This is a genomic window from Melissospora conviva (assembly GCF_049523535.1).
Classification (GTDB): domain Bacteria; phylum Actinomycetota; class Actinomycetes; order Mycobacteriales; family Micromonosporaceae; genus Melissospora; species Melissospora conviva.
Genome location: NZ_JBLLDT010000001.1, coordinates 341,523 through 355,270, shown reverse-complemented (window position 1 = coordinate 355,270; position 13,748 = coordinate 341,523). Strand labels below are relative to the sequence as shown.

At 70.6% G+C, this 13,748-nt stretch carries 9 protein-coding genes and 1 riboswitch; of the genes, 5 read left to right on the top strand and 4 right to left on the bottom strand.

All coding sequences use genetic code 11. The features are described from left to right. Nucleotide 1: 1 nt before the first annotated feature. On the bottom strand, nt 2-685 hold the full coding sequence (locus ACK8GG_RS01780; protein ID WP_440355370.1) for a TetR/AcrR family transcriptional regulator: 684 nt from the start codon (nt 683-685) through the stop codon (nt 2-4). A 110-nt stretch (nt 686-795) separates the two neighbouring features. Here ACK8GG_RS01780 and ACK8GG_RS01775 point away from each other — a divergent pair, with 110 nt between their 5' ends. Further along, complete coding sequence (locus ACK8GG_RS01775; protein ID WP_440355369.1) at nt 796-1,713, top strand: Rossmann-fold NAD(P)-binding domain-containing protein; 918 nt, start codon at nt 796-798, stop codon at nt 1,711-1,713. 153 nt (nt 1,714-1,866) lie between these two features. Next, nucleotides 1,867-2,652 carry a VOC family protein gene (locus ACK8GG_RS01770; RefSeq protein WP_440355368.1) on the top strand — a complete coding sequence of 262 codons (786 nt, stop codon included), beginning with the start codon at nt 1,867-1,869 and terminating at the stop codon, nt 2,650-2,652. An 87-nt stretch (nt 2,653-2,739) separates the two neighbouring features. On the opposite strand, the gene ACK8GG_RS01765 is transcribed toward ACK8GG_RS01770, so the two are convergent. The 3 genes from ACK8GG_RS01765 to ACK8GG_RS01755 are packed head-to-tail and all read right to left on the bottom strand — an operon-like array spanning nt 2,740 to nt 5,580. Then, a complete protein-coding gene (locus tag ACK8GG_RS01765) occupies nt 2,740-3,519 on the bottom strand; it encodes an ABC transporter ATP-binding protein (RefSeq protein ID WP_440355367.1) in 780 nt (259 codons plus the stop codon). Next, a complete protein-coding gene (locus ACK8GG_RS01760) occupies nt 3,516-4,628 on the bottom strand; it encodes a FecCD family ABC transporter permease (protein ID WP_440348593.1) in 1,113 nt (370 codons plus the stop codon). Before ACK8GG_RS01760 ends, ACK8GG_RS01765 begins: the two co-directional genes overlap by 4 nt. 22 nt (nt 4,629-4,650) lie before the next feature. Then, complete coding sequence (locus tag ACK8GG_RS01755) at nt 4,651-5,580, bottom strand: ABC transporter substrate-binding protein (RefSeq protein ID WP_440355366.1); 930 nt, start codon at nt 5,578-5,580, stop codon at nt 4,651-4,653. 119 nt (nt 5,581-5,699) lie between these two features. Next, a riboswitch (cobalamin riboswitch) is annotated at nt 5,700-5,778 on the bottom strand. Between the two features lie 137 nt (nt 5,779-5,915). Here ACK8GG_RS01755 and ACK8GG_RS01750 point away from each other — a divergent pair. The 3 genes from ACK8GG_RS01750 (at nt 5,916) to ACK8GG_RS01740 (ending at nt 13,693) form a co-directional block, all read left to right on the top strand. Continuing rightward, nucleotides 5,916-6,923 (top strand): MarR family transcriptional regulator, encoded by a 1,008-nt coding sequence (locus ACK8GG_RS01750; protein ID WP_440355365.1) that lies wholly within the window; start codon nt 5,916-5,918, stop codon nt 6,921-6,923. Next, nucleotides 6,920-7,738, top strand: a complete 819-nt coding sequence (locus ACK8GG_RS01745; protein WP_440355364.1) for a hypothetical protein — start codon at nt 6,920-6,922, stop codon at nt 7,736-7,738. Before ACK8GG_RS01750 ends, ACK8GG_RS01745 begins: the two co-directional genes overlap by 4 nt. 381 nt (nt 7,739-8,119) lie before the next feature. Continuing rightward, complete coding sequence (locus tag ACK8GG_RS01740; protein ID WP_440355363.1) at nt 8,120-13,693, top strand: PDDEXK-like endonuclease domain-containing protein; 5,574 nt, start codon at nt 8,120-8,122, stop codon at nt 13,691-13,693. Nucleotides 13,694-13,748 lie beyond the last annotated feature (55 nt).

Sequence of the window (13,748 nt, the reverse complement as noted above, 5' to 3'; positions counted from 1 at the left end):
GTCAGAGGCCGAGTTGGCGGGCGAGGGTGCGCACCTGGTGGTCGAAGAACTCGCGGCGGGCGTTGACGCCGTTGTTGAGCTGCCCGAAGAGTTCGAAGCTGACCATGCCGAAGAGCTGCATCCAGGCCGCCATCGCCTGCGCCAGCATCGACTCGGAGAGCGTGGGCGCGAACGACTCCCGGATCGGGGCCAGGTCGGCGCGGACCACCTCGGGCAGCTCCGCCGGCTCGGTGAGCCGGCCCGCGCGGACCCCGTCGGCGATGACGCCGACCAGCGTGGCCGGCGTGCGGGCGGCCTGCGTCGTCGTGTCCGGCGGGGCGGCGTAGCCGGGGACCGGGCTGCCGAAGAGCAGGGCGTACTCGGCCGGGTGGGCGAGCGCCCAGTCGCGTACGGCGTGGCAGACGGCCAGCCAGCGGCCGGTCAGGTCGGCGCGGTCGGCGATCGCGGCGTCGGCGGCCTCGACGGCGTCGGCCAGGTCGGCGTACGCGTCGACGATCAGGGCGGTGAGCAGTTCGTCGCGGCTGGCGAAGTAGCGGTAGACGGCGGAGGAGACCATGCCCATCTCGCGGGCGACGGCGCGCAACGAGAGGTTGGCGCCCTCGGTGGCGAGGTGCCGACGGGCGACCTGCTTGATCTCTTCGGTCATCTCGGCGCGTACCCGGGTGCGGATCGATCCTGCGGACATGGCCGAGATTGTCGCACACATTCGAGAGCACTGCTCTTGACAGAGTGCGGCCGGGACTGTGACAGTTGCTCCACACAGAGAGCACCGCTCTCGAAAGCTCGGAGGCAAGCATGTCCCTGCACGTCATCGTCGGCGCCGGCCGCGTCGGCAGCACCACCGCCCAGCTCCTCGCCGAGCGCGGCGAGCAGGTGCGCGTCATCAGCCGCAGCGGCTCCGGCCCGTCCGACCCGGGCATCGAACGGGTCGCCGCCGACGCCACCGACCCGGCCCGGCTCGCCGCCCTCGCCACTGGCGCCGCAGTTCTCTACAACTGCGCCAACCCGGCCTACCACCGCTGGCTCACCGACTGGGCGCCACTGTGGAGTGCGCTACTGCAGACCGCCGAGCGCACCGGCGCGACCCTGGCCAGCGCCGCGCCCCTCTACTCGTACGGTCCGGTTTCCGGCCCGATGACCGAGCAGACGCCGCTGGCCGCCACCCACCCGAAGCTGCGCATCCGCGGCGACCAGTGGCGCGAAGCGCTCGCCGCCCACAGCGCCGGACGGATCCGGGCGACCGAGGTGCGCGCCAGTGACTACCTCCAGGCCCAGTCGATCCTGACCTTCATCCTGGGCGGCCCGCTGCTCGCCGGAAAGCGCGCCTTCTCCCCCGCGCCGCTGGACGTGCCGCACACCTGGACCAGCGTCAACGACGTCGCGCGGCTGCTGGTCACCGTCGCCGCCGACGAACGCGGCTGGGGCCGGGCCTGGCACGTGCCGAGCAACGAACCGCTGACCATCCGGCAGCTCGCCACCCGGTTCACCCAGGTCAACGGGGCTCCCGCGCCGAAGCTGGCGGTGCTGCCCCACCCGCTGATGCGGGCCGCCGGGCTCCTTTCGCCGATGGTGCGGGAGCTGGAGACCACCCGCTACCAGTTCACCGCCCCGTTCGTCATGGACTCCACCGCCGCGACCGAGACGTTCGGGCTCACCCCCGAGCCCTTCGACGACGCGCTGCGCGAGTCGGCGCAGCTGCTGCGCGCCGGCTGACCGGCCCGCGCTTTCCGCAGGTCTCGGCGCCGGTGTCCGGCTACCCGGCGGTCGGGGCGCGGGCGATTGCGTGAACCCGGCTCGCGTCGCCTCCGGCGGTGCCACGATGCGCGTAGGGGTCCGCCCAGCGCGGGCCGCGAAAGGGGGAGGGACATGGTGCTCACCGTGGAATCAGGGACCCCGAACTGGGTGGATCTGGCCACGTCGGACCTCGACGGGGCACGGCGCTTCTATTCCGGACTACTGGGCTGGAACTGCCGCGAGGTGCCGCAGGGGGATACCGGCACCTACGCGATCTTCGACAAGGACGGCAGCGCGGTCGCCGGTCTCGGGCCGCCCGCCACGCCGGGCCAGCCCTCGACCTGGTCGGTCTATGTCTCCACCGACGACGCCGACTCCGCCGCCGACCGGGTGCAGGCCGCCGGCGGCGACGTCCTGGTCGATCCCTTCGACGTGACCGACCAGGGACGGATGGCGGTCTTCGCCGACCCGGCCGGCGCCGCCTTCTCGGTCTGGCAGCCCAAGCTGATGAAGGGCGCCGAGCTGCTCAACGCGCCCGGCTCGCTGACCTGGAACGAGCTGACGACTCCGGACCAGGAGGGGGCGAAGGAGTTCTATGAGCTGGTCTTCGGCTGGCAGCCGGAGGAGGAGCCGATCGAACAGCCGGACCAGGAGCTGATCTACACCTCCTGGCGGCTGGGCAACCGGTTCGTGGCCGGCATGATGCCCACCTTCGACCCGAACTGGCCCGACGGGCTGCCCGCGTACTGGGCGGTCTTCTTCGAGGTCGACGACGTGGACGCCGCCGCCGCGCGCTGCCGCGAGCTCGGCGGGGTGGTGATGGTGCCGCCGCGGGAGCTGCCCGCCGGCCGGCTGGCGGTGCTCAACGACCCGCAGGGCGCGAGCTTCTGCGTGATCACACCCGGGTCGCCGGACTGAGTCCGGCGGCCACGCGGCGCCGACCGGCCCGGCGCCGCGCGGTGTGGCCGCGACACGGGCCGGTCAGCGGGCCAGTCAGCGGGCCGGTCAGCGGGCCCGGACCGGGACCACCAGGGGGCCGTCGCCGCCGTCGATCACCCGGACCCGCGCCCGGTAGTGGCGGCTGAGCAGCTCCTCGGTCAGCACCTGCTCGGCGGTGCCGACGGCGGCCACCCGGCCCTGCGCCATCAGCAGCAGGCGGTCGGCGTAGAGGCCGGCCAGCGACAGGTCGTGCATCGTCGCCACCACCGTCAGCCCCGCCGAGCGCCGCAACTGGTCGACCAGGTCCAGCACCTCCTGCTGGTGGCCGACGTCCAGCGCGCTCGTCGGCTCGTCGAGCAGCAGCAGCTTCGCCTCCTGCGCCAGCGCCCGCGCCAGGAATACCCGCTGCCGTTCACCGCCGGAGAGGGTCGCCAGCTCCCGGTCGGCGAACGCCGTCAGGTCCAGCCGGGTGAGCACGTCGGCGACGGCGTCCAGGTCGGCCGCGGACTCCCGGCCCAGCGCCGAAATGAACGGCGTGCGGCCGAGCAGGACGTAGTCGGTGACCGTCATGCCGGCCGGCACCACCGGGTCCTGGGCGACGGTGGCGACCGCGCGGGCCCGCTCCCGCCGGCGCAGCCGGCCGATCGGCGTGCCGTGCAGCCGGATCTCACCGGCCGTCGGGCGTCGCAGGCCGCCGACCGCACTGAGCAGCGTCGACTTGCCGGCGCCGTTCGGGCCGATGATCGTCAACCATTCGCCGGCGGGCACCGTCAGCTCCACGCCGCGCAGGATCTCCTGCCCGTCGAGGGTGACGTGCAGGTCCTGTACGCGCAGCACCTCGCTCATACCGCCACCCGTTTCGCCGTACGCAGGACCAGGACGAAGAAGGGCGCGCCGAAGAAGGCGGTGACCACCCCGATCGGCAACTCCGCGGCGGTGGCGGTGCGCGCCAGCACGTCGGCGAGGGTCAGGAAGGCCCCGCCGAGCAGGAGACACATCGGCAGGATCAGCCGGTAGCTCACCCCGACCAGGAGCCGGACCAGGTGCGGAATGATGATCCCCACGAAGCCGATCAGACCGGAGACCGAGACGGCCGCGGCGGTGCCGAGCGACGCCGCCGCGAGCAGCACGAACCGGGTACGCCGCGGGTTGAGCCCCAGCCCCGTCGCCTCGGCGTCACCGACGGCGAGCACGTCGAGCTGCCGGCGGTACAGCAGCGCCACCACCGCCGTGAGCAGCGTGTACGGCAGGAGCACCCGTACGTCGTGCCAGCCGGCGCTCGACAGGCGCCCCAGCAGCCAGGAGTAGATCTCCCGGAAGTTGTCGACGTTGCGCTGCATCAGGTACGTCTGCGCGGCCGAGAGGAACGCCGAGATCGCCACCCCGGCGAGGATCAGCGTCGCCGGGCCGCGGTCGCGCCCACCGGTCACCCCGAGCAGGTACGTCAGCCCCACCGCCCCGAGCGCACCGACGAACGCCGCAACCGGCGTTGTCAGCGGCACGACGCCGGAGAGCACGATGCTCCCACCGGCCAGGGCGATGAGCGCAGTGACGCCGAGCCCCGCCCCGGCCGCCACCCCCAGCAGGTACGGGTCGGCGAGCGGGTTGCGGAACACCCCCTGGTAGCAGGCGCCGGCGACGGCGAGCGTGGCGCCGACCAGCACACCGAGCACCGCCCGGGGCAGGCGCAGCTCGGTGATGATCGCGATTTCCCGCTCGTCGAGCCCGCTGTCGAGCCGTACGCCGGGGATCAGGTTGAGCAGCTCCAGGGCGACCGACCCGGGCGGGAGGCTGACCGGGCCGAACGCCACCCCGGCGACCAGCGCGACCAGCACCGCGACGACCCCGCCGACGATCCAGGCGGGCCCGAGCCGGGCGGGACGCGGCAGCCGGGCCGCCGCGTTCCGCCCGCCGGCCGGCGCCGCGGGCGGCGACGCCGTGATGGTTTCGTTCACTGTGTTGTCGCTGCCGGGGCCGTCAGGCCGGGACCTTGGTCACGGCGTCGATGACGACGCGCAGCAGGTCGACGGTGCGCGGACCCCAGCGGGAGGCGATGTCGTCGTCGAGTTCGACGACCCGGCCGTCGCGGACGGCGCTCATCGTCGACCAGCCCGGCCGCTGCGCGACGGTGGCCGCGGACTGCCCGCAGCACTTCGTGTCGGCCAGGAAGATGAAGTCCGGGTCCGCCTTGATGATGGTCTCCTGGGAGAGCTGCGGGTAGCCGCCCGCGGCGCCGTCGGCGTCGCTGGCGTCGGCGATGCTCTCCAGCCCCGCCATCGCGAAGACCGTGCCGGCGAACGTCGTGCTGGTCACCGAGTAGTAGGTGGTGTCCAGCTCGTAGTAGTAGGTCAGCGGCGCCGTGCGCTTCGGCAGATCCCGGGTCAGCTTGGTGATCTCGTCCTGCATCCGGGTGACCGTGTCGCCGGCCTCGTCGACCCGCCCGGTGAGCTGCCCCAGCTCGGCGAGCTGCCGGTACGTGTCGTCCAGGGTGACGGCGGCCGGCGCCAGATAGACCGGGATCTTCAGCTTGGTGAGCTGGGCGATCAGATCGTTCGGGTCGCCGGTGGTCACCACCAGGTCCGGCGACTTCGCCGCGATCGCCTCGACGTTCGGCTGATAGCCGGAGAGGTCGGTCCGCGGCGCGTCGGCCGGGAAGTTCGACATGTCGTCAACGGCGACCACCTGCGGACCGGCGCCGATCTCGAAGAGCATCTCGGTGGCGACCGGCGCCAGGGAGACGATCCGCTCCGGGCGCTGGTCAACCGTCACCGCGCCGACGGTGACCGGGAACCCGGCGCTCTGCGCACCGGTGTCGGCGGGCTCGTTGCCGCCGTTGTCGGCACACCCGGCGAGGGTGACCGCGGCAGCGGCCAGCGCCGCCACCAGCAGTTTGCTCCGTCTGAACATCGTGATACCTCCTGTCGGGCGAGGAACTGGTGCTTCGCCGACAGGGGCGGCCGGAGGACCGGCTCTGTCTGCGAGGCGCCCCTACCTCGAGAGCGCGTGTCGCGGCCCACCGCAGGCGACCTGACTTGTCCCCCTCAGGCCCGGCGTGCGGGCAGGTGGGGCATCACAGTTGCGGGACAGCGTCGGATTCACACCGACTTCGCTGCTGGCGAGCCAGGTGCAAGGTAGCGCACGACGGCGGCGGAGCCCGGCACCGGGGAGCCGAGGTGCGAGGTGTCGAACACGCCCGGGGACGTCGAACAGAGTGTATAAGTATTAATGAAGGAGGCTGCCTAATGCTTATATCGACGGCTGCCGTCCGAGCACTCGCCGATGCCGGGGTGACTCTGATTCCGCGCGGACCGGACGTGGTCGAGTTGATCCACGACGGCAGCCGGGCCGTGTTGCCGGTCGTCTCCTCGGCCAGGCCGCTCGGGCCACGGGACATCGCGGCCCTGATCTCCCGGGACAGAGAGCCCTACCTGGTCGTCGTGCCCGCCGCCAGCCCCACCGTGCGGCGGGCGATCGAGGAGGCCGGCTGGTCGTGGTTGGTCGACACCGGGCAGGAGATTGTCGCCGCTCTGCGCATCGGCCGACGCCGCATCGACCTGCCGGCTCCGACGGTGGCAGGCCGACCCACACGGCCGGGTCCGGTGCCATGGGGGACCTTCACCCTGGTACGCCGGTTGGTGCAGATTCCGCACGCCACCCAGCGGCAGCTTGCTGCCCTCTCGGGCGTCTCCCAGCCTCGGGTCTCACAGGCCCTGCGGGCCCTGGCCGACAAAGGTCTGGTCCAGCGCACGTCGGCGGGTTGGGCGATACGCGACCTCGACGAGGCGCTTCGCTGGTGGCTGGCGACGTATCCGGGTCCCGGTGGTATCAGCACCTACTGGTACGGACTCGGTACGCCGATCGACCAGGTCCAACGGGCCGTCTCGACCTTCGCCACCACCTACCGCTCCGGCATCGCGGTCTCCGGTGACGTGGCGGCCGACCTCCTCGCGCCCTGGCGCACCCCCGCCCGCGCGGTCCTCTACGCCCGGACCGGGATCGACCTGCCCGATGCCGGCTACGTTCCAACCGGGGCGGAGGAAGCCACGCTCGAATTCACCGTGCCGAAAGATCCCGGCCTGTGGCCGGACCCGGCTGCGCCGCCGGCGAAGGGATCCGGGCTCCCTCTTGCCGATCCCCTGCAGATCCTCTGGGACGTCCGGCGTTCGCCGGGTGCCGACAGCGACGATGCAGTGCAGCACCTGTGGGACGAACTGCGTCGTCGTCATCACGAACGGCGGCAGGCGGCATGAGCGACGGAACGCCGACTCCGCCCTTGCCCGCAACACCCGGCCACATCTCGCTTGTCTCCACCAGCCGAGCCTCGGATGCCGGTTTCCTGGCCCTGGCCGATCTGGCCGACATCGCGGCCGCGCTCAGATCGGATTACCGGATCGTCGGCGGCCATATGGTCACCCTGCTCGTGGCACGTCACGGCGTCGCCAACCAGGTGCCCCTGCGAGAGACCGCGGATGCCGACTTCGCGGCCATGCCAACCGTCATCGCCGATCCACGCCTGCCGGCGACCCTGATCGAACGCGGCTACCTCGCCGAGGGGGCAGCCAACCGTTTCACTCGCGGCACCCAGGATCCGCACGGCCGTCTCGATCTGGTGATCGACATTCTCGCGCCCTCGTTCCGAGGCACGCTGGTACCGAACCAGCGGCACGGGGACCTGGTGGTCGACGAGGTCCCCGACCTGGTGCTCGCTCTGCACCGGCCCGCTGAACTGCTCGACGTCCTCGTCCGCCTCACCGGCGGCAGGGAGTTGACCATGCGCTTGGCGCTCCCGGACGTCACGTCGGCACTCTGCCTCAAGGCCCTTGCCTATCGCGGACGCTTCGCGTCGAAGGACGCGGTGGATCTCTGGCGTCTCGCAACCGCCGCGCACGCCGCCGGTCTGCGCGTATCCGACTGGCCGACCAGCGTCACCGGACGGCAGGCCGCCGAGGTCCTGCACCAGTTCTTCGGCCGGCCAGGGGCGGCAGGGTTGAAGCAGACGTCTCCTCATCCCACCGATCGCGCCCGCATGCAGGCACTGATCAGGGATCTGGTGCCATCGACGTGACGGCATGGCGCTGGCACGTCACGCCCGCCACCAGCCAGCGCCTGTCAAGACCCTGAAACGCCTGCACTGTGGATCGCACAGAGTGGCTGATCAGCCCGAACCGGATGCGCAATGTGTCCGAAAGATGACTTCGAACGAGCGACTCGTCCGAGATCATCAGCGGCACAGGGGCTCCACTGCTCGGAGACCTGCCGGTATCGTCCGAAAGGTGCTGGTACAAGTGGGTACAAAAATGCAGAAGTTCACCAGACGCCCCCTGCCCCCGCAGGTGCGCGGCTGCCTGCCCACCCCCATCGAAAGCACTGAACGGCTCAGCGGACCATAGGGTCCGGGCCCGCCCTCGCCATCGACGGACCATCAACAACGAGTCGAAGGTTCACCATGCCTCTCCGCAGCGCCTCCCCGGCAGAATCGCCCTCCCTGATCCGAGACCGGGCAACCTCCCTGGTGGAGTACCTGCTGGCGGTCCGCACGCAGATGGAGAAACCGGCCCGGACGCTGCCGACGACCGATGCCTTCTGGCAGCACGACCTTCCGGACCACCCCGAGTGCAGGTCCGGTCTGTCCCCGGACGGCAGTAGCTGGCTCCAGGTCGGTTTTCCCGCCGCGCCGAAGCAACTCCGGGCCCCTGCGGAGTTCGATGCCCACCTCATCGGGCCAATCTCCTGGAACGCCGAGCCGCTGCTGACCGAGGGCGAGGAGGTACCCGCCGAACTGCGATCGCGGTTCACGCAGTGGCGTGAGCAGTTCTGGCGTCCCTGGGCCGGGCAGGCCCGGCGCATCGAGCAGGTCCGCCGGCTGCACCGGAGCCTCTTCGACCTCAAGCACCGCATCGACATGACCGCCGCCACCCACGAACTGGTGTGGGGCCATTCCGTGCTGCACACCGAGGTCGACGGGAGCCGCGTGCGGTATCCGCTGATCGTGACGCCGGTGGGCATCGAGTTCGACGCCGACCGCTCGGTGGTCCGGGTGGTTCCACAGGGCCTCGGAAGGCTTCAGACCGACTCGCTCGCAGGGCTCGACGAGCGGTATCTCGGTCAACTGCTCGCCCTCGCCGGTCCGGGTGGGCAGGTCGACCTCGACGTCTGGGACGACCTGAGCCGCCGCGAGTTCGCCGAACGAGCACTGCGTCGCCTGGGTCACGACCCGACCATCCGGGACGCCTCCGGCCCCACACCCCCAGGACCGCACGTCCACGACACGGGCGTGCTGTTTCTCCGGCCCCGGCAGCGGATGCTGCGCCGTTTCCTTGCAGAGCTGCGCAACCGCCTGACGGCGGGCGACACGGACAGCATCGGCGCCTTGGCCTCCATCCTCGCCGACGAGCCGAGCCGACTGCGGATGTCCGAGGACGAGCCGGAGCGGTGGATCCCGCTGGGACAACGGCTGCTGATGCCACTGCCCAGCAACGAGGCGCAGGAGTCGATCGTCCGACGGCTGGCGCAGCACCGCAATGTCGCCGTGCAGGGACCTCCGGGCACCGGCAAGACACACACGATCCGCAACCTGATCTGTCACCTGATGGCGCACGGCAAACGGGTCCTGGTCGTCGCTCAGAAGGAGGACCCGCTGCGGGTGCTGCGGGACGGGCTGCCCGAGGAGATCCAGCCGCTCTGCCTGGCCGTGCTCGGGCGGTCGGCCGACCAGCTGGTGCAGCTCCAGCTCGCGGCGCGAGAGCTCTCCGACCGCGGCGCCACACTCGACCGCCGTGCCGAGCAGCAGCGGGTCGACCTGCTACGCCGGCAGCTCGAAGAAGCCGAGCGCGACCTGGGCCGTGCGCTCGGCGCCCTGCGGAGCATGGCGGAGAAGGAGTCCGCGCAGTACGAAATTGACGGCGTCGGCCTCTCCCCGGGCGGTGTGGGCAGGTGGCTGCGCGAGCGTGCTGACCGGTACGGCGACATTCCCGACGAGGTCCCCACGCACCTCGAGGCTCCGCTCACCGCCGAGGAGTTCGCGGCACTGCTCGAGATCGCCAAGCGTACGGTCCGTCGTGACCGTGCCGAAGCGCTGCGGTACCTGCCGGTGGCTGACATGCTGCCGAACGCGTCGACGATCCTCGCCACGCGCAGGAAGCTCGCCGCCACGAGCGTCGAACTGCAGCAGCTGACCGCAGCGGGTGTCGCCCTCGGTGAGGTACGGACGCTCGGCCGGCAGGCGCTCGATGATCTGACCGCCCAGCTGCAGGAGGCACTCGCCGTGCTGACTGCCAGAGAGGGCGCGTGGACCGATCGACTCGCAACGTTCCTGCAGACCAATCCGACATGGCGGACGATGTGGGACCACCACGTCACCGCCAGCGAGCAGGCGCTCGGTGAACTCACCGTCGCGGTCCGGACCGTCGCCGGGCACCAGGTGACGATCGCCGACTCGTACCTGCCGGAACCGCGCCGGCTTCTGACCGAACTCGGCCACCTGCGTCAACGTTTCGCCACCGGCAAGGGCGTCAACAGGTTCTTCCAGGGCTCACTCGCCCGGCTCGCCACCGAGTGCCGGATCGACGGTGAGGCTCTGCGCAGCGCCGCGGATGTCGATGTGGTCATCGCCCACGTCAACCGGCTCCGGGCCAGGCAGGAACTGGTCACCCGGTGGACCGAATGGCAGGAGTCGCTCGCGCTGCCCGGGCCCGAGGGCCCGCCAGAGGTCTGGGTCGGCCGGTTGCTCAACGACGCGCAGCTCGCTCTGACCTGGGACAACAGGCGCTGGCCGGCGCTGCTCGCGGCGGTCCGCCGGGTGCTCCCCCGGGCCGATCAGACCGTCGACGTGTCGAAGCTGACGGTTCTCACCGAACTCGTCAGTCGCTGCTCGGTCGTCTTCACCCACGACAGGCTCACCGCCGATGAGCGCGAGCTGGGCGTGATGCTGCAGACCGGTCTCGCCACGGACAACGCGAGTGCGTTGTGGCGGCTGCTCGACCAGATCCGTGGGCAGGAGGACCTGCCCGGCTGGGACGGCGTCCTCGATGAGGCACGCCGGCTGGCCGTTCTCCGGGCCGACGCGCAGCGGTTCAGCGAACTCATGGAACGGCTCCGTGGCGCCGCCCCCGCCTGGGCGGCAGAGATCGACCAGGGCACGGCCCCGGCACTGAACGGAACAGGCCTGGACTGCCTGCACCGTTGGCAGTGGCGCCGTGCGCAGACCTGGTTCGACGCAGTGGTGGGCAGCGTCGACCCGGCCAACCTCGGCCGTCAGGTCGAACAGATCCGCGAACGCATCCGCAACCTGACCAGGGAGCTCGTCGTCGCCTCCTCCTGGCTGGAGGTCTCGAAGGCTCTCAACGACCGGCGCCGGGCCGCTCTCGCGGACTGGACCACCGCCCTTCGCAAGATCGGAAAAGGTACCGGAAAGAACGCCGCCCACTGGCAGGCGCAGGCGCAACAGGCGATGACGGCCGCCGTCGACGCGGTCCCCGTCTGGGTCATGTCCGTCGACCGGGCCATCGAACAGTTCACCGGCGGCGCCGGGTTCGACGTCGTGATCGTGGACGAGGCCTCGCAGGCCGACCTCTTCTCGCTGCCGATCCTGAGCCTGGCCGAGCGGGCGGTCGTGGTCGGTGACGACCAGCAGATCGGTCCGCAGCTCTCCTTCGTCGGCTCGGTGCACAACCTGATCAACTCGCACCTGGTGGACGTCCCCTCGGCCCAGCACTTCGACCCGGAGAGCAGCCTCTACGACCACGCGGTACGGCGATCGCCCGAGCGGATCCTGCTCACCGAGCACTTCCGGTCCGTGCCCGCGATCATCGAGTTCTCCAGCAGGGCCTACTACGACGGAAAGATCGAACCTCTGCGGACCGACCGTCCGACCGGTATCGGCGACCCCGTCATCGCCGTGCACATTCCGCAGGGCATCCGCCAGGACCTCCCGGGCTACGGCAGCGTCAACGTGCCGGAGGCGGACGCGCTCGTGGAGAAGGTCAAGGCCATCGTCGCCGACCGGGAGTACGAGGGTCGCAGCATCGGCGTGGTCAGTCTGCTCAGCACCAGCGGTCAGGCGCTCTACCTGCTCACCCGGCTCCGTGAGGAGATCGGCGAGGAGGAGATGGAGCGGCGGCGGCTGCGGGTCGGTGACCCGTACACCTTCCAGGGCGACGAGCGGGACATCGTCCTGGTGTCGATGGTGGCGGATCCTCATCAGGGCCCTGTCGCCGCCTTCACCAAGCGCGACCACCACCGGAGGATCAACGTCGCCGCGTCCCGGGCCCGGGACCAGCTGTGGGTGTTCCACTCGGTGCAGCCGGCGGACCTGAAGGAGGACGACGCCCGGCGGATGCTGCTGACCTACTGCCAGAACACCAGGACGACCGAGGAGGCCTACGACGACCTGGAACGGCGCTGCGACAGCGACTTCGAACGCGAGGTGCTGCGCCGGATCCTGCAGCGCGGATACCGTCCGCTGCCGCAGTATCCGATCGGCGGGTACCGCATCGACTTCGTCCTCCCGGCACCGGACGGCCGTCGTCTCGCGGTCGAATGTGACGGGGACGTCTACCACGGCCCTGACCGCTGGGAGAGCGACATGCGCCGGCAGGCGGTGCTCGAACGGGTCGGCAACTGCGTCTTCGTCCGCATCCGCGGCAGCCTCTTCAGCCGTGACCCGGACGCGGCCCTGGAGCCGCTGTGGCAGCGGATCGACGAGCTGCGGGTTCCGCTGGCCTCTGAGGCTTCCGCCGATACCGCTGATTCCGCAGACGAACCCGGCGGAGGGTCTCACCTCTCCGCACTACGCCTGAGCGGCCACGTCGGAGGCACCGGTCCCGCCCCGGCATTGGCAGATCAGCCCGCTCGCGCCGAAGTAAAAGAGGCCGACAACGATTGCAACTGGTCACCGGCCGACGTCGTTGAGGGCCGCTGGTCGACACTCGACGATGACAACCATCCCAGCCTCGACGAGGACATCGAAGAAAGCGCCGGCCTTTTCGCTCCTGACGACGTCCACCTGGTAGAGGAGATCCCGGTCCCCGTGGAGGATTCCTCAGAGGTCGGCTCATCAAGAGACGATTCGCCGGATGAGCAGGAGGCCCTGCTCTCAGAGCAAGCTGACCACTCGGCGGGCAACGTCGACGATGACGCGGCCACGCCCTTCCTGCTGCCGGACGACCACACGAACTCGAAGCCCGATGAGCCATCACACGAAGACGGCGACCTCATCTGGCTCAGACCGTACGAGGCTGCCGCCGTGTTGCACAGCTATCAGAAGCGACGCGACGAGGCGATCCGCCACGGCGGCGAACTGCTGGGCTGGGCACGGTTCCTTCCGCTCAACTCTCAGGAAGCTCACGTCCACCAGGCGAATGTCCGGGTCGAACGCCTCGGCTCTGACGGCCCTGAAGCGTTGTGCTGGGTCTGCCGGCCGGAAGCCAAGGCGGTCATCGAAGCAGCCACCCAGAGGCGAGACGCCCCCTGGGAGGACCTCCACACCGGCAGCGAGGGAGTCGTCCGCTACTTTTCGCCCGCCAGCCCGGGAGCACTGCGCAACCGGAGCGTGACGGCCCTGGCCCGCGGTGCAGGCATGCCTGTTTCCGGTGTGAACGAGCGCCGCGCCGAAGACCACAGCGCCCCGGAGGGCGGCGAGGTTCCCGCTCCTGCTCAGCGGCGTGCACCCGCCGAGGAGGTCACGACCTCCTCTTCCCGACGTCAGGCATCATCCCCCGATCTGGTCGAGCACAGCTTCCACCTGGCGATGGTCCGGGTCCTGGCGCGTGCCCGCGACGAGGCCAACTACAACTCGACACAGCTGCTGAAAATGGTCGCCGACCGGGGCGGTCTCGGTGCGGCACGCCACCTGCTCCACAATCTCGCGCTCTCCGACGGCTTCACGACCCTGTGGGAAAGGGGACGCGTCGACCTCACGGTGGAGTCGCTCGTCCTGCAGGAGCAGTACCAGTCACTCTTCACCGAGGACGAACTGGCGGTGGCGAGAGGCAGGGTGGAGGCTACCTCCGCCGCCGGTTGACGGAGCCGGCCGTGCGAGGCCGCGACTGCCACATCAAGGCCTCGACGCGACCGCG